Raw genomic sequence first — 19,593 nt, 5'->3', positions numbered from 1 at the left:
TAGGTGACTATATGAGATTCGTAACCTTTGAAAAACGTGATGGGACAGTACGGTCAGGAGTAATGTTAGAATCTGACCTAGTTGTAGATATGAGCGAAGCTACTGATGGAAGTCTGCCTGAAAAGTTGATAGATTTTCTAGAGAAAAGTGAGCACAATATGATATCTGCTGAACAACTCTTACAACTTACTAACGGAGATAAAGGGGTTTATCCCATTCATGAGGTTAGGCTGATTGCACCGCTGCCAGCACCAAGAAGCTTCCGTGACTTTTATGCTTTTGAACAGCATGTAAAATCTGCCAGGGAGAACAGAGGTCTTGATATGATTCAGGAATGGTACCAAATACCTGTTTTTTATTTTTCAAATCACCTGGCGATTAAGGGACCTGAAGACAACATCTCTAAGCCAATCGAATGCAATTGGCTTGATTATGAGCTTGAGGTTGCTTGCATCATAGGGAAAGAGGGGCGTAACATCAAGGCTGATGAAGCAGAGGATTATATTTTTGGTTATTGTATCCTTAATGATTGGAGCGCGCGGGACCTTCAAAGACAGGAAATGAAGGTAGGATTAGGCCCAGCAAAGGGAAAGGATTTTGCAACCTCAGTTGGACCCTGGATTATCACCAAGGATGAACTCGAGGGCCTGAGATCAGGTAAAGGCTTTGATATTTCCATGAAGGCTAAGGTTAATGGTGTGCTTCTTTCTGAAGGGAATATGAAGGATATTTACTATTCGTTCGGAGAAATGATTGAGAGGGCCTCTGCGGGGGTTATGCTCTACCCAGGGGAAATGCTAGGTTCTGGTACAGTTGGGTCAGGATGTATCCTTGAACTCGGTACAGAGGTACATCGCTGGCTGCAGCCAGGTGATGTGATTGAATTCGAGATTGACAAACTCGGAGTGTTAAAGAATTCAATTGTGAATGATTGAAACGAGGTGAAATTATGTTTTATCGGCAAATGGGAAGGATTCCTCATAAGCGTCATACCATGTTTAAAAAAGACGATGGAAGTCTCTACCGTGAGCAAGTAATGGGTACACGGGGCTTCTCAGGAACACAATCAATTCTTTATCACCATTACATGCCAACCGAAGTACTAAAAGCAGAACTGATTGGCAGCTATTTGCCAGATTATGAGGAGCAAAAGTCGTTAAAGCACCGCCTTTTTTTGACAAACAAGACTGTCAAAAAAGGGGATGCTCTTTCAGCGCGGGAATATATTTTAGGTAATAAAGATTTATTAATTGGCACAGCTGCTGTTAACGAGCCAATGAAAAGCTATTACCGAAATGGTGATGGAGATGAAATGTTGTTTGTACACTACGGCTCAGGCAAGCTTGAGACCATGTTTGGAACGATATCCTATCGACAGGGCGATTATCTATTAATACCAATTGGAACCGTTTATCGGATGATTCCAGATGAGCAGGAAGAAACAAAACTGTTGTTTATAGAATCCTTTAGCCAGATTACAACACCTAGAAGATATCGAAATGAATATGGACAAATGCTCGAGCACAGTCCGTTTTGCGAACGTGATTTTCGTGGGCCAGAAAAATTAGAGTCCTATGATCAAAAGGGAGAGTTTGAGGTAGTAACGAAATCGCGGGGATCGCTGCATTCTCACCTATTGGGACATCATCCTTTTGATGTCGTTGGCTGGGATGGATACCTGTACCCATGGGCATTTAATGTCGAGGATTTTGAACCTATTACGGGGAGAATTCACCAGCCGCCGCCTGTTCATCAAACCTTCGAGGGGAATAACTTTGTAGTATGTTCCTTTGTACCTAGAATGTTTGACTACCACCCTGAAGCTATCCCTGCTCCTTATTACCATAGTAATGTGAATAGTGACGAATTACTTTATTATGTAAAAGGTAATTTCATGAGCCGCAAAGGGGTACAGCTTGAGTCCATTACCCTTCACCCGAGTGGGATTCCGCATGGTCCTCATCCTGGAAAGACAGAGGCAAGTATTGGAAAAAAAGAAACACTTGAACTTGCGGTAATGATTGATACCTTTCATCCACTCAAAGTGGTTAAGAAGGCAAGTGAGATTGAAGATTCTTCTTATATGTTTTCTTGGGTGGAAAAATAAGGGATAATTTATTTTGAACAATCCAATCATAGAATATTGGGTTGTTTTTTCTTGAGGAATAATCATAAGATAAGCATTTAATTGTTAGTAAGTGATAGTATTAAATAAAGACTTAATCATTGGAGGTGAAAATCATGAACTTTGACTCTATTCTATCAAAACTAAAAAGCCATACGCCTACCATCTTAGGGAGTGAGAAATTTTCTAAATATGCGGTAATGGTTCCACTTATTAAAAAAGAGGATGGTATTCATGTCCTGTTTGAGATTCGGTCCCTACAGCTGAGAAGACAGCCTGGAGAAATTTGTTTCCCAGGAGGGAGGATTGACCCGCAGGATATAGATGAAAAAAGTGCAGCAATCCGGGAAACAATTGAGGAATTAGGTATAAGTAGTGAGAATCTATCGGAGGTATATCCACTAGACTTCATGATTTCCCCTTTTGGAATGATGATTTATCCCTTCGTAGCGATGATTACAAGCCCCGACAAAATCCAGCCAAACCCTGAAGAGGTAGGAGAGATTTTCACGGTACCGTTAACCTATTTTATTGAAAATGCCCCGGATATTTATCATATTCATTTTAAGGTAGAACCTGAGGAGAACTTTCCATTTGATTTAATTGTTGGTGGTGAAAATTATAATTGGCGGACAAGATCATTGGATGAGTACTTTTACCTTTATGAGGAGAAGGCGATTTGGGGACTTACAGCTAAAATCCTTTCACACTTTATCGAAATAATGAAACATTGAAATTATCCAGGCTAATTAAAGTGAAATTATCCCTGATAATTTCACTTTTTTTTTTATTTTGTCCTCCCCAGAAACACAAATGTCCTTTTTGGGGAGAAAAAACACTTGATTATTTTCTGAATAGCGATAAAATTAAAATTATACTTTTTTGGGATAGGTGATGTTGTGATGAAGGTTGTAAAGTTTGGAGGATCCTCTTTAGCGTCAGGAAAACAAATCGAAAAGGTTTTTCAGATTGTGATGTCCGATCATGAGCGGAAAGTAGTGGTTGTGTCTGCTCCAGGTAAGAGGTTTTCTGAGGATGAGAAGGTAACGGACTTGTTGATAGAGTGCGCTGAACAATGTCTACAAGATAATAATCCAAAGGAAAAGTTTGACGCCGTTATGTCAAGATATTCCTCCATTGCAGCAGAGTTAGCTCTCCCGAATGATGTAATTAGTGAAATACATCACGATTTATCAGAGAGACTAAATGGAGATAAAAGTAAGCCTGACCGTTATATGGATCTTGTAAAAGCGAGTGGTGAGGATAATCATGCTAAATTAGTTGCGGCTTACTTTAGGGAGCAGGGAGTAGAAGCTACTTATGTAAATCCGGGAAAAGCAGGGCTGTTTGTAAGTGACGAGCCAGGTAATGCACAGGTTTTACATGAGTCGTATGAGAATTTATTTTCACTTCGCGAAGTTCCGGGAATCATAATTTTCCCAGGCTTTTTTGGCTATAGCAAAGAAGGTGATGTATTCACCTTTTCACGGAGCGGCTCCGATATAACGGGATCCATTTTAGCAAACGGTATTAAAGCGACTTTATATGAGAATTTTACGGATGTGGATGCAGTATTTTCGGTTAATCCAAACCTAGTCCATAATCCGAAGGAGATTAAAGAGTTAACGTACCGAGAAATGCGTGAACTATCCTATGCTGGATTTACGGTTTTGCATGACGAAGCACTCGTACCAGCTTTCCGTGCAGGGATTCCAGTTCAAATTAAGAATACGAATAATCCAAGTGCACCTGGAACGAGAATTGTCTATGCGCGCGATAATACGAATGGACCTGTTGTAGGTATTGCTAGTGATAAAGGGTTCTGCAGCATTTACGTCAGCAAATACTTAATGAATAGAGAGATTGGTTTTGGACGAAGGCTTTTAAGTATTTTAGAAGAATACGGGCTTTCTTATGAACACACTCCTTCTGGGATTGATGATGTGTCAGTTATTTTAAGAGAAGCACAGCTTGATCCCGATATGGAAAATGAAATTGCCTGGAGAATTGAATCTGAGTTACACTCAGATGAAGTGAAAATTCAGCACAGCCTTTCGCTGATTATGGTCGTGGGTGAGGGAATGCGCCGGAATGTCGGTACCATGGCGCGTGCATCTAAAGCATTATCGAAGGCAGAGGTTAATATTGAAATGATTAATCAAGGCTCCTCTGAGGTAAGTATGATGTTTGGTGTAAAAGAAGTGGACGAAAAGAGAGCAGTTCAAGCGCTGTACGATGAATTTTTCGCAGCAGTACCCGTTTAATAGAAAAAGCAGTCTAAAATTTACATTTTTAGACTGCTTTTTTAAGCATTTCTGCATTAATTCAGATATCTGCAATAAGTATCTTTTCATGTTAATTGAGGAAATTCTTGTTTATTCTTTAACTTAATCTTCGTTCTAACCCCAGCCCAAAGTGCAATAATCAGCCCTCCGCCGGTATCTGAGATTAAATCGATCATGGTATCGTCATTACCTCCGCCTTGTAACGTCATATTGAAAAATTGATCAGAGCTGAATTCATAAATTTCCCATAAGACGCCGCCAAATGCAGCAAAAGATAAGGTGAAAAGGAAAATAATCCAAGGAGATATTTCCACTTCTGCATCTCGGTGAACCAATCTTTCATATAAAGCGATTCCAGAAAACGCAAGAATTGCTCCACTTAGAAAATGCATAAACGTGTCCCACCAGCCAAGACCATACCAGCCTTGAATTGATCCAAAATATTGTGAACCGACCAAGAAAAGTAAATAGGAAATGACAATAGGCAAATTAAAATGGAGTTTTGTAAATAGGGCGAGTAGAAGGGGAACTGCTCCACAAACCATCCCCCCAATGGCAATGGTTGATTTAAAGGATTCCTCTGTTGAACGAAAATGAAAAAATAAATATGCCATAAAAGCTACATAGAGAAGACTGAGCAAAAGGACAAGCTTTCGATTCATTATTTTCACCTCAGATAGAATACGGATTACTATGATTATGCCCGCTACAACTCAATCTCACCCAAAGATTTCAAAAACTAAAGTAAATATTCATCATACGACCTATATGTATGATCTTAAAAGTTGAAAAGTCTCAGGAAACTGGAGACTTTTTTCTTGTTTACGGTTGACTGAAAATTATATATTTTCAAATAAATTGATTGACTACTATTCCAACTGTTATTACAATGTATATATAACAAAACTTGTTTTTGTATATAAAACATTAAAGGGGAGTGATAGTGAAATACCTCTAGTTTTTTTGCTTTTCATGTTTATATGAAATTGGAACAAATGGGATGGAATTAGTAGGGGGATATCAAGGGTTTTAACAATTCGAGAATGAATGGGAGTTGTTCTTTGTGAAAAAGTACTTATTATTTTTCGGTCTAATCACACTAGCCTTCATGCTTGCAGCGTGTTCCGGGGAAAAGTCTTCTGGGGACGCAGAAAAGAAAGACGGTGAAGTTGTAGAAATTAACTTTGGCGGCGGCTTTGCAACGGAAGAACCAATTTGGCTATTTGAAGCAGATCCTTCATTGGCTAAAAATCTTGGGAAAACATATAAACTTAATCTCTCTCAATTTAGAGCGAATGCAGATAGATTAAATGCTTATCAAGCAGATCAAATTGATGGGGGAACATTAGGACAAGGGGCGGCAATTCTATCGAGCTCTCAAGGGATTAAGATGAAAGTGGTAGCTGTTGTATCAAAAGATACACCTGATATAGGTTTCAACTCTGCATTCATGACATTAAAAGATTCGGAAATTAATGACATTAAGGACCTTAAAGGGAAAACAATCGGGCTTTCTGATTTTAAATCTCCAACCGATATGTGGGTTCGAAGTGCCTTGAGATCTGCTGGTTTAGATCCGGATAAAGATGTGAAATATGCAATAACTCCGATTCCAGCCATGACTGAAGCAGTCAAATCTAAAAAAATTGATTTAGGGATGTTTCCACAGCCATTTGGTGCTGCAGCGGAAGAAAGTGGAGAGTTTAAAACCATTTTTACCTCGAAAACTGGAGTTCCATTTGACGAAGACTTCCTAGTAATGTTTATGCACCCCGACTTTATCAAGGAAAATAAACAAGCAGTAAAAGATTTCTTAACTGACTACGCAAATATCGTAAAGTATTACCATGAAAACGGTAAAGAAGCGAGACAGAAGATAGTTGATAACACGAAAAAGGTCCAAGCTGACCCTAATATTTATGTGAACATGACCGATAATAACCGTTCTGCTTATATTAATAGGGATGGTTGGGAGAAAGTTCAGGAACTTATGCTAAAAGATAAATGGATTGATAAAAAGATTGACCTCGATGATTTAATTGATACATCTTTATTGCCATCTGAATAAGTAGTGCGGGGACATTTGTCCTCGCATTTATAAATAGGAGGAGAACAAATGACCAAAAAGAACGCGGCAATGGAAATTGAGAATTTGAGAAAGGTTTATTCCACTAAAAAAGAAGAAACAATTGCAATAAAAGATGTAAGTTTAACAATCCCTGAAGGTAAATTTGTTAGTATCGTTGGGCCGAGCGGCTGCGGAAAAAGCACATTTCTGCACATCGTCGGGGGATTTATTGAAAAGTCGTCCGGTAAAGTGAAAGTAAGAGGAAAAGAAGTTCAAAAGCCTGGCCCAGACAGGGGAATGATGTTTCAGGAATCTGCCCTGTTTCCATGGTTGAATGTATTTGATAATGTTGCTTGGGGATTAGATATTCAAGGGATGCCGAAGAAGGAGAAAAACGAGATTGTTGAAAGGTATTTGAAATTGGTGCGCCTATGGGATTTTCGAAATCAATTACCTTCGCAGCTATCAGGTGGGATGAGACAGAGAATTTCGCTTGCCCGCATACTAGCTTTCGATCCTGAAGTTTTGTTGATGGATGAACCTTTTGGTGCATTGGATGCACAAACAAGAGAGGAAATGCAGGTTGAATTGCTACGAATTTGGAGTGAATCGAAGAAAAGTGTTTTATTTGTTACCCATGATATCGAAGAGGCCGTATTCTTAAGTGATACCGTTGTTGTTTTTTCCGGCAGACCAGCTGTTATTTCAGAGATTATTGATATTAAGTTTCCGCGACCTAGAGATTTAAATCTCTATAAATCTCCTGAATTCAGAGATTATCGTAATCAAATTTGGGATCTGCTTCATCAAGAGCATCATAAACCAGTACAAATTGTATCGGAGGTAGTCAATGGATAATAAACTTCTCCGAATGATTGCTGTTATTGAGCTATTGGTTATATTTTTAATATGGGAACTCCTAGCTGTCTTTCAATGGTTCCCAACCTACTTATCCAGCCCTTTAGCCATTATTAAATCAATGGGTGAGCTTTGGGTGGATGGAGATTTATTAAATCATGTTGGTTCTAGTCTTTTTAGATCACTAATGGGCTTTTTGTTAGTTGTTATCGTGGGTGTTACTCTAGGAATCTTAGCAGGGTACTATCGAAGAGTGGGAACATTTTTTGATCCAATTGTTAACACCTTAAACCCAATACCAAAGATTGCATTACTCCCGATCTTAATGGTTTGGTTTGGAATATCAGATACAACTCGGATATTAATTATCTTTTTAACTGCGTTCTTTCCATGCTTTGTTGCAACAAGGGACGGAGTAAAATCAATCAAGCAAGTCTATCTTTGGTCAGGACAAAATATGGGAGCAAGTACTTTGCAATTATTAAGAAAAATTGTATTTCCTGTTACACTTCCAAAGATATTTGATGGATTAAGAGTTTCATTAGGATTGACCTTTGTCATGATGTTTTCATCAGAGATTATTGGCGCTGCAAACGGTTTTGGATTAGGTTTCTTGATTCTTAATGCTGATCTAGGTGGAAGAACAGACTATATGTTTGCTGGTGTAGCATTTATCGGATTACTGGGATTTATCTTTGATAAACTGTTACTTACCATTCGAGGCAAAGTATTATGGTGGGATGTAAATAAAGCATAATCTCAAGTTGATTATGAGAGGAACTTACAAGGGACTTGAAGAGGTGAAAGGATGATAAAAAAGTTTTGGAATAAAATATTAGACTATCAATCTATTTTTATTTTATTGATTGTATGGGAAGTTATCGCTGCACTTGGTATTATGCCAGAAAGGCTATTCCCATCCATGTTTGTTGTGATAGGGGTGGCGTACGATCTTGCCTTGTCACCACTGCTTTGGGATAACTTATCGGTAACGATGGTGCGTGTATTAAGTGGATTTACGATTGCAGCTGTGATTGGTGTCCCGCTGGGAATTATGATGAGCCGATTTAATGTAATGAATAAATTGATGCAGCCGATGCTTTCAATTGGCTATCCCATCCCTAGGGTTGCGTTATACCCCATTCTAGTTTTTATGCTTGGTATTGGTTCAGGTTCAAAGATTTTCTTAATCGTTTTGGAATGCTTATTTCCTATTATTATTAATACTTACTATGGTGCACTAAGGGTAAACCATATCTATGTATGGGCTTCACAGAATATGGGAGCCAATCATTTTAACATGTTTTGGAAGGTATTGCTGCCTGCAACAGCGCCATCTATCTTTACGGGCTTGAGAATTGCACTTCCTCTTGCACTCATTATTTCAATATTGACAGAAATGATTAGTTCAACAGAAGGAATGGGATATTTACTAAGTTTTATGTCTTCATCACTCGTTCAAGAAAATGTATTAGCATCCGTAATGCTGATAGCTATAGTAGGTTATTTAATGAGTGTTATTCTCGATGTAATACAGAAAAAGTTTATCTTTTGGCATTAACAAATTTTTATAAGAAGGAGGGGATATCGATATTCATTGCTCCTGTTGATGGAAATGAATATCGATATCCCCTGCTAAAAACTTAATTATGTTGGTGATAACCTGAATAGGAAGAAAGTTGGTCTGCCTGTTTTAGTAATGCTGGAATAACCGTTTCCGTAATAAAATCATCTTTACAGACGGCCACAGGTGCTACAACATTGATTGCAGCAATAATATGACCCTGTTTATTTACTATGGGAGCAGCAACAGAAAATATTCCGTTTTCAAATTCTTCATCGCTTGTAGAATATCCCTTTTCCTTAATTTCTGTTAATTCTTTTTCTAATGCTAGTAGTTCTGTTTTTGTCTTACCGGTATACGACTTTAATTCATTCCCGTTTAGCATGGCGGTTAATTTTTCTTCTTTCTGAAATGCAAGCAATACCTTGCCTAAAGCCGTAGCATGTGCAGGAAGTCTTGAGCCAACGGTAACATTGACAGTTGATACACCTTTTCCAGGAACCCTTGCGACATAAGCCACTTCATTACCCTCTAGTATTCCGAGATGTGTTGATAACCCCGTTTCGTCTCTGAGTTCTTCTAAGTAAGGTCGTGCTAAGTCTAACAAAGGCATTGTATTCAAATAGGTAAACCCTAGTTCAAGGACTTTAGGCGTCAGTTCATATCTTTTTGTTAGTTCATCCTGCCTAATATAACCTAAGGATTGAAGCGTGAACAAGATTCGGTAAGGAGTAGTACGGCTAACATTAAGCTTATTAGCTATTTCGGATAATGAAAGTGTAGGCATATCACCATTAAACATCTTTAATATTTCTAAACCTCGAACAAGAGAATTGGATAAGTATCGATCATTTTTATCTTCAGACATATATATCACTCCTAGTAAGACGGTAGTTGCTTCAAATAGATTCGCTGTTACATTACAAGATTCGTTAATATTATACAACATTTTCCTGTCCCGCGTCTTTTAACTATTATAAAAATATCGATTAATCCGAAAATTCCGTTGACTATTTGAAAAAATGTTATATTATGTAAAAGTAAAACGGTGTTTTGCCAAAAAAACAAAAAAGTATATAGGAGGTAGAAAAATGCCGTATTTACCCGTAGAGGATTTATCCATTCATTATGAGAAGGAAGGGAATGGAAACCCAATAATCATACTCCATGGAATGGGAAACAATTCTCAATCTTGGAAAAAACAATTAGCAGGATTAAGTGAAAAAAATACGGTTATCGCATGGGATGCACCTGGATATGGAAAAAGTTCAGACCCAAAAGAGGAATTCAAGGAGTTTCGTCAGTTTGCAGATATTTTAAAAGGTTTTATTGAAGCCCTAAACTATAAATCTGTAACTCTCTTAGGACATTCGATGGGTTCTGCGATTGCACTTGATTTTTGTTATCGATTTCCTGAAATGGTGGAGACTTTAATCATCTCAGATGCTACAAGGGGATCCGCATCGTTAAGTATGGAAGAAAATCAAAAGAAACTAGCAGCACGCCTTAATAATATTAATACATTAGATCCAAAGGAAATTGCAGCAAAAAGAGTGAAGGAGCTTCTATCCCCCAATCCTGACCCGGAAGTTAAAAAGGAAGCGGAAAGGATTATGTCACAGGTAAGACCAATGGGGTACCGCTCCGTTGCATATTCTTTATTTCATTTAAACCAAATGAACATATTATCCTCTATTACGACTCGGACACTCGTCATTTGTGGAGAACTCGATAAGGTAACACCGGTAAGTGAGTCAGAGATTTTCCACAATCAGTTAAAAAATTCAGAGTTCGTAATCATTCCGGGTACAGGACATTTATGTTATCAGGAAGATCCGAACAGCTTTAATAAAATTGTATTGGACTTTCTTAAATAAATCACAGTATATTGACCGCTCGAGGGAGGTGTTTGATTGATGACAAAGGATGAAAAAGAACGATATAATGCCAATGCATTAGTAAGAGGATTAGAAATATTAAAGTTGTTTGGTGAGGAACGGCAGACATTATCCTTGGTAGAAATTGCAAAAGAACTAAAGGTAAGTCGCACAGTCCCTTATAGGTTATTATTTACTCTTCAATCACTTGGATACCTAGCTCAAGATGAAGCTACCAAGCGATACAGTTTAACACCTAAAGTTTTAGAAATTGGATTTTCATACTTAAGCAGTTTAAAGCTTCCAGAAATTGCGCAGCCATATATTGAAACCTTAAGAGATGAAACAGGAGCATCCTGTCATCTTTCGATATTGGATGGACATGAAGTTGTTTATGTAGGGAGCGCCCCTGTTAGAGGTATTTCAGCCATTAATGTTAATATTGGACTTAGACTCCCGGCTCATGCAACAGCAAATGGAAAGGTCCAGCTTGCCTATCAATCGAAGGAGCAACTAAATATGGTTTTATATGGCTCAAACCTAAAACCATATACAGATAGGACTCAAACAGATTTACTAGATTTACAGGAAGAATTAGAAGGAATCCGTAATAAAGGATATGCGATTACCAAAGGAGAATTAACGTTAGGAATTCAATCAGTGGCAGCACCGATTTTCGATCGCACTGGAAAAGTTTTGGCAGCTGTTAATGTAGTAGCTACTGAAACAACCTTCCATAATGAATTTATTGAGAAGGTAGCACTGCCTCGAGCATTAGAAACATCAGCTAAATTATCCAGCTATATGGGCTATCAATTGAAAAACTAGATAGATAGAAAAGGCTTGCAAACGCAAGTTTTTTTTTGTGATTAATAATTGATTTAGTTTTGTATGTAAAACATTATTTTGGTGATGAAACATTTTTCGAAATATGTATTGACATAATATTCTTATAAATTTAAAATTAAATTAAGGAAAAACGTTGTTTCCTATATAAAACATAATTTATTTGAGGGGGAATTATATGTTGATGGGGAACAAAAGGTGGCTTTATATTGCAGTCCCAATCTTTTTCTTTTGGTTTTTTGGACAAATTGATAAGTTAGGCATTTCAATTATCCAAACAGATCCGGGCTTCCTGGAAGACCTTGGTATGACAGGGGCAGATAAGAACGCAAAGATTGGCTTCATCACTTTCATCTTTACAGTGTCCTATGCTTTTTCTAATCTATTTTGGGGTTTTATTATTGATAGACTAGGAGCTAGAAAAACAGCTATCATGGGCCTCTGTATTTGGACAATCACGATGATATTTGGGGGGCTGGCAACTTCCTATGAGATGTTTCTTGTAAGCCGAGTAATCCTAGGATTTGGTGAAGGGATGATGATTCCTGTATGTGGGAAATTTATATCCAATTGGTTTAACCATCGCGAACTTGGAAGAGCACAATCTTCGTGGCTGGCTGGAAACTACTTTGGACCTGCCTGCGGAGCGGTTATATTAAGCTTAGTAATCGCTACTTTTCATTGGGAAACTGCATTTTTCTTTTTAGCTGGATTAAACCTTTTTATTGTCATTCCGATGTTTGTATTTCTAACCAGAGATACTCCTGAAGAACATCACCGTATTGATCAAAAGGAATTAGCGTTTATTCGCACTCCCGATCCAAATGAAAAAATAAAGCCAAAGCAAAATTTTACGCAAGATTATCGTTATTGGATTGTTTGGTTTGGAATGCTTATGTCTTCATTTTTATTTTTTGGAATCAGTATTTGGCTCCCTACCTACTTAGTTGAAGCAAAAAACTTCTCAAGAGAGGCCATGACGGGTATCACATCATTATCTTGGCTGTTTGCACTAGGCTTCGTACTAGCTTGCGGATATTTAGCGGACAAAACGAAGCGTCCTAGCCTACTCGCTACTATATTATTCAGTTTGACTGCAATTTTTCTAGCGTTAGCCATAATTGCTCCACATCCTGTTATTGCAGGAATTTGTATGGGACTTGCAATGGGAACGCAGGGCGGGGTTTTCCATTTAAGTAATTTATTTATTGTTAAATATTCTACACCAGAAACGGCAGGTCGTGCTGCTGGCTTGATGGGGTTTACTAACATTTTAGGTGGTTTTTCAAGCTATATTATGGGTTGGCTTCGTGATCTTTCAGGTGGTGACTTTGGACCATCGATTGTGATGTTAATCGTGGCAGCAGGATTAGGTTTTGCAGCGTATCTCTTTACATTGAAAAAAGAAGCGGTCGATGTCCGCAGCCATAAAGTGAATTCTAATAGAGTTATAATTTAAGAAATGGTTACTAATATAAAACAGTGTTTTGAATTTTCTCAATATTTTTAATTGACAATTAAAGTATTGGGATTTAAAATTGGTTTATAAGGAAAACAATGTTTTGTATTTAAAACAAAATAAAAAATTTAAATTTATAGGAGAGTGTTTTTGATGGCAGAAGAAAAGTTTAATGTGGCAGAGTTTGAAAAGAAATATGTGGCTAGATTACAAGATCGTAGTTTAGATTGGAACGTTTTAAAATTTCAAGAAGAAATTGATCCAAAATACAAAAGAGCTCAAATGAGATATATCGGCCGTGGCGCTACAGCTAATAATGATTCAAATGTTATTGCAGCTGAACATTTCACATTAAGCACAATGGTTCTCCCAGCAGGATGTATTGGTCCCCTGCATTTACATGATGATGTTGAAGAAGTTTTCTTTATTCTTAAGGGCAGTGTGAAAGCGCTTATACAAGAGGTAGGAAAAGATGAAGTGCACGAAATTCGCTTAAATGAAAGGGATTGCATTAGCTCACCTCCAGGAGTATACCGCGGCATTCACAACGATGGTGATGAAGAAGCATTAATGCTTGTAATGCTCGGAGCAGTAAAACCAAACCTGCCAACTTATGTAGAAGGCAGTGCACTTGAAGAGCTTCGTATCCAACGTGCAAAAGAAAGAGAAGCAATTATCAACGGAAATAAATAAAAAGCATTTTATAAAAAATCTTCTTTGATGGGGATGGTCCTCTAACTTTCGCTGGGATCATCCCTATTAAATTAAAGTTGTAGTTTTAGAAGCATTAATGGAGGTGTAAATATGGTTGGTATTACCCACTTAAGACATATTGGTTTACTTACCCCAGTCCTACAAGAACAAGCTGATTTTTATGAGAAAATTTGGGGATTAGATAAAGTAGCGCAAGACGAAAAAACCGTCTATTTTCGTGGTGCTGGCCCTGAAAATCACATTTTAAGCTTACATGAAGGTGAAAAGAGAGGACTGCACCATATCGCTTTTGGAATGGTCGATAAAAATGCCGTTGATAGAGCAGCAGATTTCCTTGCTTCCAAAGGAGTAAAAATAATAACTGATCCTGGTTATCTAGATGAAGAAGGAAAAGGTTATGGACTGCGGTTTGTTGATCCTGAAAACCGCTGTATTGAATTATCAGCATGGGTTGAGATGCATACCACCATATGGAACAAAAAAAATGTTGACCCCGTTAAACTGAACCATGTCGTAATGAATACAGCAGACCTTGATATGATTACCGATTTTTATACAAATATTATCGGCTTTAAAGTTACCGATTGGAGCGAGCATCAGATGTCTTTCCTTCGCTGTAACCGGAAACACCATTCACTTGCATTTAATCAAGATAAACATGCTTCAGTAAACCATATCGCCTATGAAGTAGATACAGTTGATGAAGTTATGCGTGGAATTGCCAATGTGAGGAAGGCTGGGTATCAAGAGATTTGGGGACCAGGACGTCATGGCCCTGGTAATAATATTTTTTGTTACTTCCAGGATCCCGCAAAGTTTGTCATGGAATATACCTGTTATTTGGAGACGATTGAGGATGAAAGTGAATGGAGAGCTCGGGTTTGGAAGCGTGTCCCTCATTTGATGGACCAATGGGGAATTGCTGGACCTCCAAAACCAGAAACCCGCGCAGCGATGGGTGGAGAACCAGATCCAGGATGGGTAGACGTGAAAGCACTGCTCTAAAGGTTAGATAATAAGGGGTGTCGAAATGGACTTAGGTTTAAAAGGAAAAGTGGCTGTTATTATGGGAGGAACATCAGGTGTCGGTTTAAAAACAGCTGAGATGTTCCTCCAAGAAGGTGCCAATGTAGCAATTTGCGGCAGAAATAATGAGCGGAAAGAAAAAGCTTTAGATTACCTATTACAGTTCGGGTCCGCTGACTCTATTTATGGGGCAACCTGTGATGTAACGAATAAAGATGATGTTAATGCATTTATTAATGGTACTGCTGCTAATTTTGATGGTATTGATATCTTGGTGAATGCAGCAGGGCAAAGTGTAATGGGATATTTTTTTGACGTCAGTGACGAACAGTGGATGGAACAAATTCAATTAAAATACTTCGCCATCATTTATGCAGTTAAGGCAGTCCATCCATATCTTGTCAAGCGTGGCGGTGGAAGAATTATTAATATCAACGCTACACTAGCGAAAGAGCCTGAAAGACATATGATTGCGACAGCTGCAACAAGAGCTGGATTATTGAATTTAAGTAAAACTCTTTCTCAGGAGCTTGCACCAGATAATATTCTAGTAAACTCAGTCAGCTTAGGTTTAATACGAACGGATCAATGGGAGCGAAGAAGAATGAAAAATGCTTCTGATATAGATCCAGAAGAATATTATGCTGATTTAGCAAAGAAGCGAAATATTCCATTAGGTCGGGTAGGAGAAGCAGAAGAGGTTGCAAGTGTCATTCTTTTTTTAGCCTCAAAGCAGGCGAGTTATGTATCAGGTTCAACAATTGAAACGGCAGGAGCGCTCGGTAAAGCGCTTTAATATGATTAAAGGCAGGAGTAAATCATGAGTCCACAAGTTCAAATGGAATATACAACGGCAGATGCTGTTGTTCAAGAATTAGTCCGAGCAGGTGTAACTACAGCTTTCGGAATTGTCAGCATCCATAACATGCCGATCTATGATGCAATTCTTCGTGAAGGAAGCATTCACCTCGTTTGTTCTCGCGGTGAAAGCGGAGCAGTTAATATGGCTGACGGTTATGCCCGTGCAACTGGTAAATTAGGTGTCGTCATTACTAGTACGGGGACTGGAGCTGGAAATGCTGCAGGTTCACTTATTGAAGCTTGGGCAGCAGGCGTGCCTGTTCTGCATTTAACTGGTGAAGTGGCTTCTCCATACTTAGGTACAGGAAGAGGATATATTCACGAGTGTAAGGATCAGTTGTCGATGATGGAAGGAGCCTGTAAAAAGGCACTTCGTTTAAGAAAACCGGAGCAAACAGCTGCTGTAGTTAGACAAGCGATTCAAGATGCATTAGCTGCTCCGTCTGGACCAGTATCGCTTGAAATTCCCATCGATTTTCAATCTGCAATTATTCCAAATCATACTCTTGAAGAAGTCAGATTCGCAGCAACAACGAGCCATATAGCATTAGATTTACCCAAAGAAATCGTAGCCAAAATCAGTAATGCCTGCCGTCCTGTTATTTGGGCAGGCGGAGGAGTGATTTCCGCAGGTGCATCGAATGAAGTGAAGCAATTAGCAGAAATAATTGGTGCAGCTGTTATTACAAGTCAATCAGGTAAAGGAAGTATACCAGAAGATCATCCTCAGTGTATCGGTCACTTTGCTGCTTATGAGTTAACGAAAAAGTTATTAAAGGATTCTGATTTATTGATTAGTATTGGTGTAAGATTTAGAGGAAATGAAACGGCGAACTGGAAAGTATCTGTTCCGAAAGAACATATTGCCATAGATGCAGATTGGCAGGCTATTAATAGAAACTACGAAGCTACCAATGGGCTAGTAGGGGATGCCAAGCAAATCCTTAATACAATCATTCAAGACTTATCCCAAATAGAAATAAATCCTGACCCTGCATATCTAGATGAAGTACAGACGGTTCGTCAAGAATTGCGGGCAGCATTACGAGCAACTCTTGGTCCATATGAACAAATTCTAGATGGCATGCGAAAAGTATTGCCGCGAGATTCTATATTAGTACGCGATGTAACCGTCCAAGCAAATGTGTGGGGAAGTCGATTATTTGAAATCTATGAACCTCGTACTTCTATTCATGCCTCTGGTGGAGGAATTGGCCAGGGATTACCTACAGCCATTGGCGCACAAATGGCATTCAAAGACCGTCAAGTGGTGTTGATGGCTGGTGATGGCGGATTTATGGTGAATGTAGGAGAAATGGCAACTGCTGCTCAAGAAAATTTACCATTAATCGTGGTATTGTTCGATGATGCTGGCTATGGGGTACTCCGTAATATTCAAGATGCTGCCTACGGACGGCAAGTAGCAGTCGATCTCTTAAGTCCTGATTTTGTACTATTAGGACAATCTATGGGATTTGAATCTACTAGAATCGGCTCACCTGATGAATTTGCTTCAGCACTTGAAAAAGCAGTTGATACTAAAAAGCCAACCATTATTGTGGTTGATATGGAAGCTGTTGGACCAATGGCTAAGCCATTTGGAGGACCTCCAGGCGCAGCAGATGCATTCAAACCAAGAAAGCTTTAAGGGGGGAAAAGAATGATCTCAACATATCCATTTGTTTCAGGTAAGTACTTGATTGGCGGTAATTGGTATGAAACAGAAAAAAAAGCTAATGTCATCAATCCAGCAAATATAGATGAAGTTGTCGGGGAAGTAGCTTTATGTTCCAAAGCAGATGTCGATCATGCGATTGCAACTGCCGAAAAGGCATACGAGACCTGGTCGCGAAGTGATATTGAGGAACGAGCAAGCAGCATGCATTTGGCAGCGGAGGAAATAAAAGCAATCGTTGAAGAAAATGTAACCTTACTAGTACGAGAGAATGGAAAAGTACTAGTGGAAGCAAAGAAAGATTTGCTGCGCTGTGTAGATATTATGCACCAAGCAGCAGATGAATTGCTTGAATGGTGGAAGCCTGAAAGTTTGCCAGGCAATCAAAAGGTGCAAATTCGAAAACGTGCACGTGGTGTCGCTGCCATTATTTCACCTTGGAACTCGCCGATGATATTAACTTTTAAGCGAGTGATACCAGCTGTTTTGACAGGAAACACTGTAGTGGTTAAGCCAGCTACAAATTGTCCTCTGACAATTATGTCATTTTTAAAGGTGCTGGCTTCCTATTTCCCGGCAGGAGTTGTTAATGTCGTAACAGGTTCGGGTGGTGTGATTGGTGAGGCACTTTGTTCTGATCCAAGAGTAAAGACGATTGCTTTCGTGGGCAGTACCGAAACAGGAAAAGATATCATGCGTGCAGCTTCAGGTACGGTAAAGAACCTCTATATGGAACTTGGTGGAAATGATGCAGCCATTATTCTTGAAGATGCCAATCTTGATGAAGACAGTATTAAGCGCCTTCGATTTGGTGTACTTCGTGCTGCAGGCCAAGTATGCTCAGCTATAAAAAGGATCTATGTACATGAGTCAAGATATGAGGAAATCATAGAAAAGCTTAAAAAGGAATTTCAAAGAATCAGGGTTGGCAACGGAATTCAGCCTGATGTTGAGATGGGACCTTTAAATAATAAATCGCAATATGACTATGTTAAAGGATTAATTGAACGTGCAGCTGATTTGGGTGCAACTATCATTTCAGCTGGAATTCAGATAGACCCTGAATCATGGGATCAAGGTTACTTTATTTTACCAACGATTATTACAGGTGCAGATCAAAATAGTGAAATTGTTCGTGCAGAACAATTTGGTCCTGTCATTCCAATTTTGCCTTTTACAACAGTAGAAGAAGCCGTTAAGCTCGCAAATGACAGTGAATTCGGCTTAAGAGCGTCAGTTTGGACTGAGGATTCGGAACTGGCAATCCAATTAGCAGACCAATTAGAAGCAGGAGCTGTTTTTCATAATAACCATACCGTTTTCCAAGACCTCCATCTTGATTTCCCAGGTCTAAAAGAAAGTGGACTATCTCGTGAAATAAGACACTGTGGGTTAGAGTATTTTGCAGATTCCTACGGGTTAGCCAATTGATAAGGAGGAATGTCAGATGAATATCGGCCTAATCGGCGGTGGAAGCATTGGCAGATTCCTACTACAAAGCATTAATACTAATAAATTCTTGGTAAATTCTAAAATTGTTGGCATTTATACCCGCAATCCAAGTTCGGCTCAGCAGCTAGCATCTGAATTTGATACTGAAGTTTTTGAAGATATTCAATCACTATTACAGTCGAATATAGATTTAGTTATCGAAGCTGCTACTGTCGAAGTGGTAAAAGAGTATGCTGCTCAGGTTCTAAGCTGTGGTAAGGATTTAGTACTTAGCAGTGTTGGTGCTCTCAGTGATCTGAATTTTATTCAAACGCTTGAAGAAATCTGCAATGAGAATGGCAAAAAGATATACCTCCCCTCCGGTGCAATTGGAGGACTAGATGTCTTAAAAGCAGCGAAATCCAATGGCGAACTGTACAGTGTTTCGATTATTACAAGAAAGCCGCCCCAGGCTTTACCGGGTGCACCATTGGATATAGAAAAGATTCTTTTTGAGGGTTCTGCTCGTGATGCCATTGAGTTGTTCCCAAAAAACATCAATGTTTCAATCATTTTGTCACTTGCAGGATTAGGGCCAAATAAAACCCGAGTAAAAATCATTTCTGATCCTAGTATTAAGAATAATAGTCATAGTATCGAAGCAACAGGATCATTTGGCAGATTATCTCTAAAGGTAGAAAATGATCCTATGCCGAACAATCCAAAAACGAGTTATTTGGCTGCTCTTAGTGTATTGTCATCATTAAAAAATAAAGATGCTGTTATCCAAGTTGGCTAAATTAT

General features: G+C 38.7%; 19 protein-coding genes. 17 read left to right on the top strand and 2 right to left on the bottom strand.

The features are described from left to right. The first annotated feature begins 11 nt into the window (after positions 1-11). From ACY3XC_RS00445 to ACY3XC_RS00430, 4 genes are all read left to right on the top strand, one after another. A complete protein-coding gene (locus ACY3XC_RS00445; protein ID WP_464866836.1) occupies positions 12-935 on the top strand; it encodes a fumarylacetoacetate hydrolase family protein in 924 nt (307 codons plus the stop codon). A 14-nt stretch (positions 936-949) separates the two neighbouring features. Next, positions 950-2,107: a homogentisate 1,2-dioxygenase gene (locus tag ACY3XC_RS00440; RefSeq protein WP_464866834.1), complete on the top strand. Its 1,158-nt coding sequence runs from the start codon at positions 950-952 to the stop codon at positions 2,105-2,107. Between the two features lie 134 nt (positions 2,108-2,241). Beyond that, positions 2,242-2,859 carry an NUDIX hydrolase gene (locus ACY3XC_RS00435; protein ID WP_464866833.1) on the top strand — a complete coding sequence of 206 codons (618 nt, stop codon included), beginning with the start codon at positions 2,242-2,244 and terminating at the stop codon, positions 2,857-2,859. A gap of 168 nt (positions 2,860-3,027) precedes the next feature. Continuing rightward, positions 3,028-4,389, top strand: a complete 1,362-nt coding sequence (locus ACY3XC_RS00430) for an aspartate kinase (RefSeq protein ID WP_464866832.1) — start codon at positions 3,028-3,030, stop codon at positions 4,387-4,389. Between the two features lie 86 nt (positions 4,390-4,475). On the opposite strand, the gene ACY3XC_RS00425 is transcribed toward ACY3XC_RS00430, so the two are convergent. Beyond that, entirely contained in the window at positions 4,476-5,072 is a 597-nt protein-coding gene (locus ACY3XC_RS00425; protein WP_179159103.1) for a DUF2238 domain-containing protein, read from the bottom strand. 401 nt (positions 5,073-5,473) lie between these two features. Between ACY3XC_RS00425 and ACY3XC_RS00420 the strand changes: the two genes are divergently transcribed. From ACY3XC_RS00420 to ACY3XC_RS00405, 4 genes are read left to right on the top strand one after another with little or no spacing between them, the layout of a single operon-like run. Then, positions 5,474-6,478: an ABC transporter substrate-binding protein gene (locus ACY3XC_RS00420; RefSeq protein ID WP_464866830.1), complete on the top strand. Its 1,005-nt coding sequence runs from the start codon at positions 5,474-5,476 to the stop codon at positions 6,476-6,478. A gap of 48 nt (positions 6,479-6,526) precedes the next feature. Further along, the gene (locus tag ACY3XC_RS00415) at positions 6,527-7,336 is read left to right on the top strand and encodes an ABC transporter ATP-binding protein (RefSeq protein ID WP_179159101.1); all 810 of its coding nucleotides are present in this window, start codon (positions 6,527-6,529) and stop codon (positions 7,334-7,336) included. Further along, on the top strand, positions 7,329-8,093 hold the full coding sequence (locus ACY3XC_RS00410; RefSeq protein ID WP_179159100.1) for an ABC transporter permease: 765 nt from the start codon (positions 7,329-7,331) through the stop codon (positions 8,091-8,093). The genes ACY3XC_RS00415 and ACY3XC_RS00410 overlap by 8 nt, the downstream gene beginning before the upstream one ends. Before the next feature lie 51 nt (positions 8,094-8,144). Then, on the top strand, positions 8,145-8,897 hold the full coding sequence (locus tag ACY3XC_RS00405; RefSeq protein ID WP_179159099.1) for an ABC transporter permease: 753 nt from the start codon (positions 8,145-8,147) through the stop codon (positions 8,895-8,897). A gap of 82 nt (positions 8,898-8,979) precedes the next feature. Here the strand turns inward: ACY3XC_RS00405 and ACY3XC_RS00400 are convergent, their stop codons facing one another. Then, complete coding sequence (locus tag ACY3XC_RS00400; protein ID WP_179159098.1) at positions 8,980-9,768, bottom strand: IclR family transcriptional regulator; 789 nt, start codon at positions 9,766-9,768, stop codon at positions 8,980-8,982. Between the two features lie 223 nt (positions 9,769-9,991). Here ACY3XC_RS00400 and ACY3XC_RS00395 point away from each other — a divergent pair, with 223 nt between their 5' ends. From ACY3XC_RS00395 to nadX, 9 genes are all read left to right on the top strand, one after another. Continuing rightward, positions 9,992-10,777, top strand: coding sequence for an alpha/beta fold hydrolase (locus tag ACY3XC_RS00395; protein ID WP_179159097.1), 786 nt, complete (start codon positions 9,992-9,994; stop codon positions 10,775-10,777). A 39-nt stretch (positions 10,778-10,816) separates the two neighbouring features. Beyond that, the gene (locus ACY3XC_RS00390; protein ID WP_179159096.1) at positions 10,817-11,605 is read left to right on the top strand and encodes an IclR family transcriptional regulator; all 789 of its coding nucleotides are present in this window, start codon (positions 10,817-10,819) and stop codon (positions 11,603-11,605) included. 196 nt (positions 11,606-11,801) lie between these two features. After that, positions 11,802-13,082: an MFS transporter gene (locus ACY3XC_RS00385; RefSeq protein ID WP_464866828.1), complete on the top strand. Its 1,281-nt coding sequence runs from the start codon at positions 11,802-11,804 to the stop codon at positions 13,080-13,082. Between the two features lie 153 nt (positions 13,083-13,235). Then, positions 13,236-13,775, top strand: coding sequence for a cupin domain-containing protein (locus ACY3XC_RS00380; RefSeq protein ID WP_179159094.1), 540 nt, complete (start codon positions 13,236-13,238; stop codon positions 13,773-13,775). 111 nt (positions 13,776-13,886) lie between these two features. Further along, a complete protein-coding gene (locus tag ACY3XC_RS00375; RefSeq protein ID WP_464866826.1) occupies positions 13,887-14,801 on the top strand; it encodes a VOC family protein in 915 nt (304 codons plus the stop codon). A 25-nt stretch (positions 14,802-14,826) separates the two neighbouring features. After that, positions 14,827-15,618 carry an SDR family oxidoreductase gene (locus tag ACY3XC_RS00370; protein WP_464866825.1) on the top strand — a complete coding sequence of 264 codons (792 nt, stop codon included), beginning with the start codon at positions 14,827-14,829 and terminating at the stop codon, positions 15,616-15,618. A 24-nt stretch (positions 15,619-15,642) separates the two neighbouring features. After that, complete coding sequence (locus ACY3XC_RS00365; protein ID WP_464866824.1) at positions 15,643-17,331, top strand: thiamine pyrophosphate-binding protein; 1,689 nt, start codon at positions 15,643-15,645, stop codon at positions 17,329-17,331. Positions 17,332-17,343: 12 nt separating this feature from the next. Beyond that, entirely contained in the window at positions 17,344-18,789 is a 1,446-nt protein-coding gene (locus tag ACY3XC_RS00360) for an aldehyde dehydrogenase family protein (protein ID WP_464866823.1), read from the top strand. Positions 18,790-18,805: 16 nt separating this feature from the next. Further along, positions 18,806-19,588, top strand: a complete 783-nt coding sequence (gene nadX, locus ACY3XC_RS00355) for an aspartate dehydrogenase (protein ID WP_464866822.1) — start codon at positions 18,806-18,808, stop codon at positions 19,586-19,588. Positions 19,589-19,593: the final 5 nt, after the last annotated feature.

The sequence above is a fragment of the Bacillus sp. CZDM1 genome, from assembly GCF_055502545.1.
This window is presented reverse-complemented; position numbering and strand designations above follow the sequence as displayed.

Bases quoted from the DNA above. Each gene is read 5' to 3' on its own strand.
- ACY3XC_RS00415 (WP_179159101.1), top strand. From the start codon at position 6,527: ATGACCAAAAAGAACGCGGCAATGGAAATTGAGAATTTGAGAAAGGTT.
- ACY3XC_RS00430 (WP_464866832.1), top strand. From the start codon at position 3,028: ATGAAGGTTGTAAAGTTTGGAGGATCCTCTTTAGCGTCAGGAAAACAA.
- ACY3XC_RS00445 (WP_464866836.1), top strand. From the start codon at position 12: ATGAGATTCGTAACCTTTGAAAAACGTGATGGGACAGTACGGTCAGGA.
- ACY3XC_RS00380 (WP_179159094.1), top strand. From the start codon at position 13,236: ATGGCAGAAGAAAAGTTTAATGTGGCAGAGTTTGAAAAGAAATATGTG.
- ACY3XC_RS00365 (WP_464866824.1), top strand. From the start codon at position 15,643: ATGAGTCCACAAGTTCAAATGGAATATACAACGGCAGATGCTGTTGTT.
- ACY3XC_RS00360 (WP_464866823.1), top strand. From the start codon at position 17,344: ATGATCTCAACATATCCATTTGTTTCAGGTAAGTACTTGATTGGCGGT.
- ACY3XC_RS00400 (WP_179159098.1), bottom strand. From the start codon at position 9,768: ATGTCTGAAGATAAAAATGATCGATACTTATCCAATTCTCTTGTTCGA.
- ACY3XC_RS00435 (WP_464866833.1), top strand. From the start codon at position 2,242: ATGAACTTTGACTCTATTCTATCAAAACTAAAAAGCCATACGCCTACC.
- ACY3XC_RS00375 (WP_464866826.1), top strand. From the start codon at position 13,887: ATGGTTGGTATTACCCACTTAAGACATATTGGTTTACTTACCCCAGTC.
- ACY3XC_RS00385 (WP_464866828.1), top strand. From the start codon at position 11,802: ATGTTGATGGGGAACAAAAGGTGGCTTTATATTGCAGTCCCAATCTTT.
- ACY3XC_RS00390 (WP_179159096.1), top strand. From the start codon at position 10,817: ATGACAAAGGATGAAAAAGAACGATATAATGCCAATGCATTAGTAAGA.
- ACY3XC_RS00425 (WP_179159103.1), bottom strand. From the start codon at position 5,072: ATGAATCGAAAGCTTGTCCTTTTGCTCAGTCTTCTCTATGTAGCTTTT.
- nadX (WP_464866822.1), top strand. From the start codon at position 18,806: ATGAATATCGGCCTAATCGGCGGTGGAAGCATTGGCAGATTCCTACTA.
- ACY3XC_RS00410 (WP_179159100.1), top strand. From the start codon at position 7,329: ATGGATAATAAACTTCTCCGAATGATTGCTGTTATTGAGCTATTGGTT.
- ACY3XC_RS00405 (WP_179159099.1), top strand. From the start codon at position 8,145: ATGATAAAAAAGTTTTGGAATAAAATATTAGACTATCAATCTATTTTT.
- ACY3XC_RS00440 (WP_464866834.1), top strand. From the start codon at position 950: ATGTTTTATCGGCAAATGGGAAGGATTCCTCATAAGCGTCATACCATG.
- ACY3XC_RS00370 (WP_464866825.1), top strand. From the start codon at position 14,827: ATGGACTTAGGTTTAAAAGGAAAAGTGGCTGTTATTATGGGAGGAACA.
- ACY3XC_RS00395 (WP_179159097.1), top strand. From the start codon at position 9,992: ATGCCGTATTTACCCGTAGAGGATTTATCCATTCATTATGAGAAGGAA.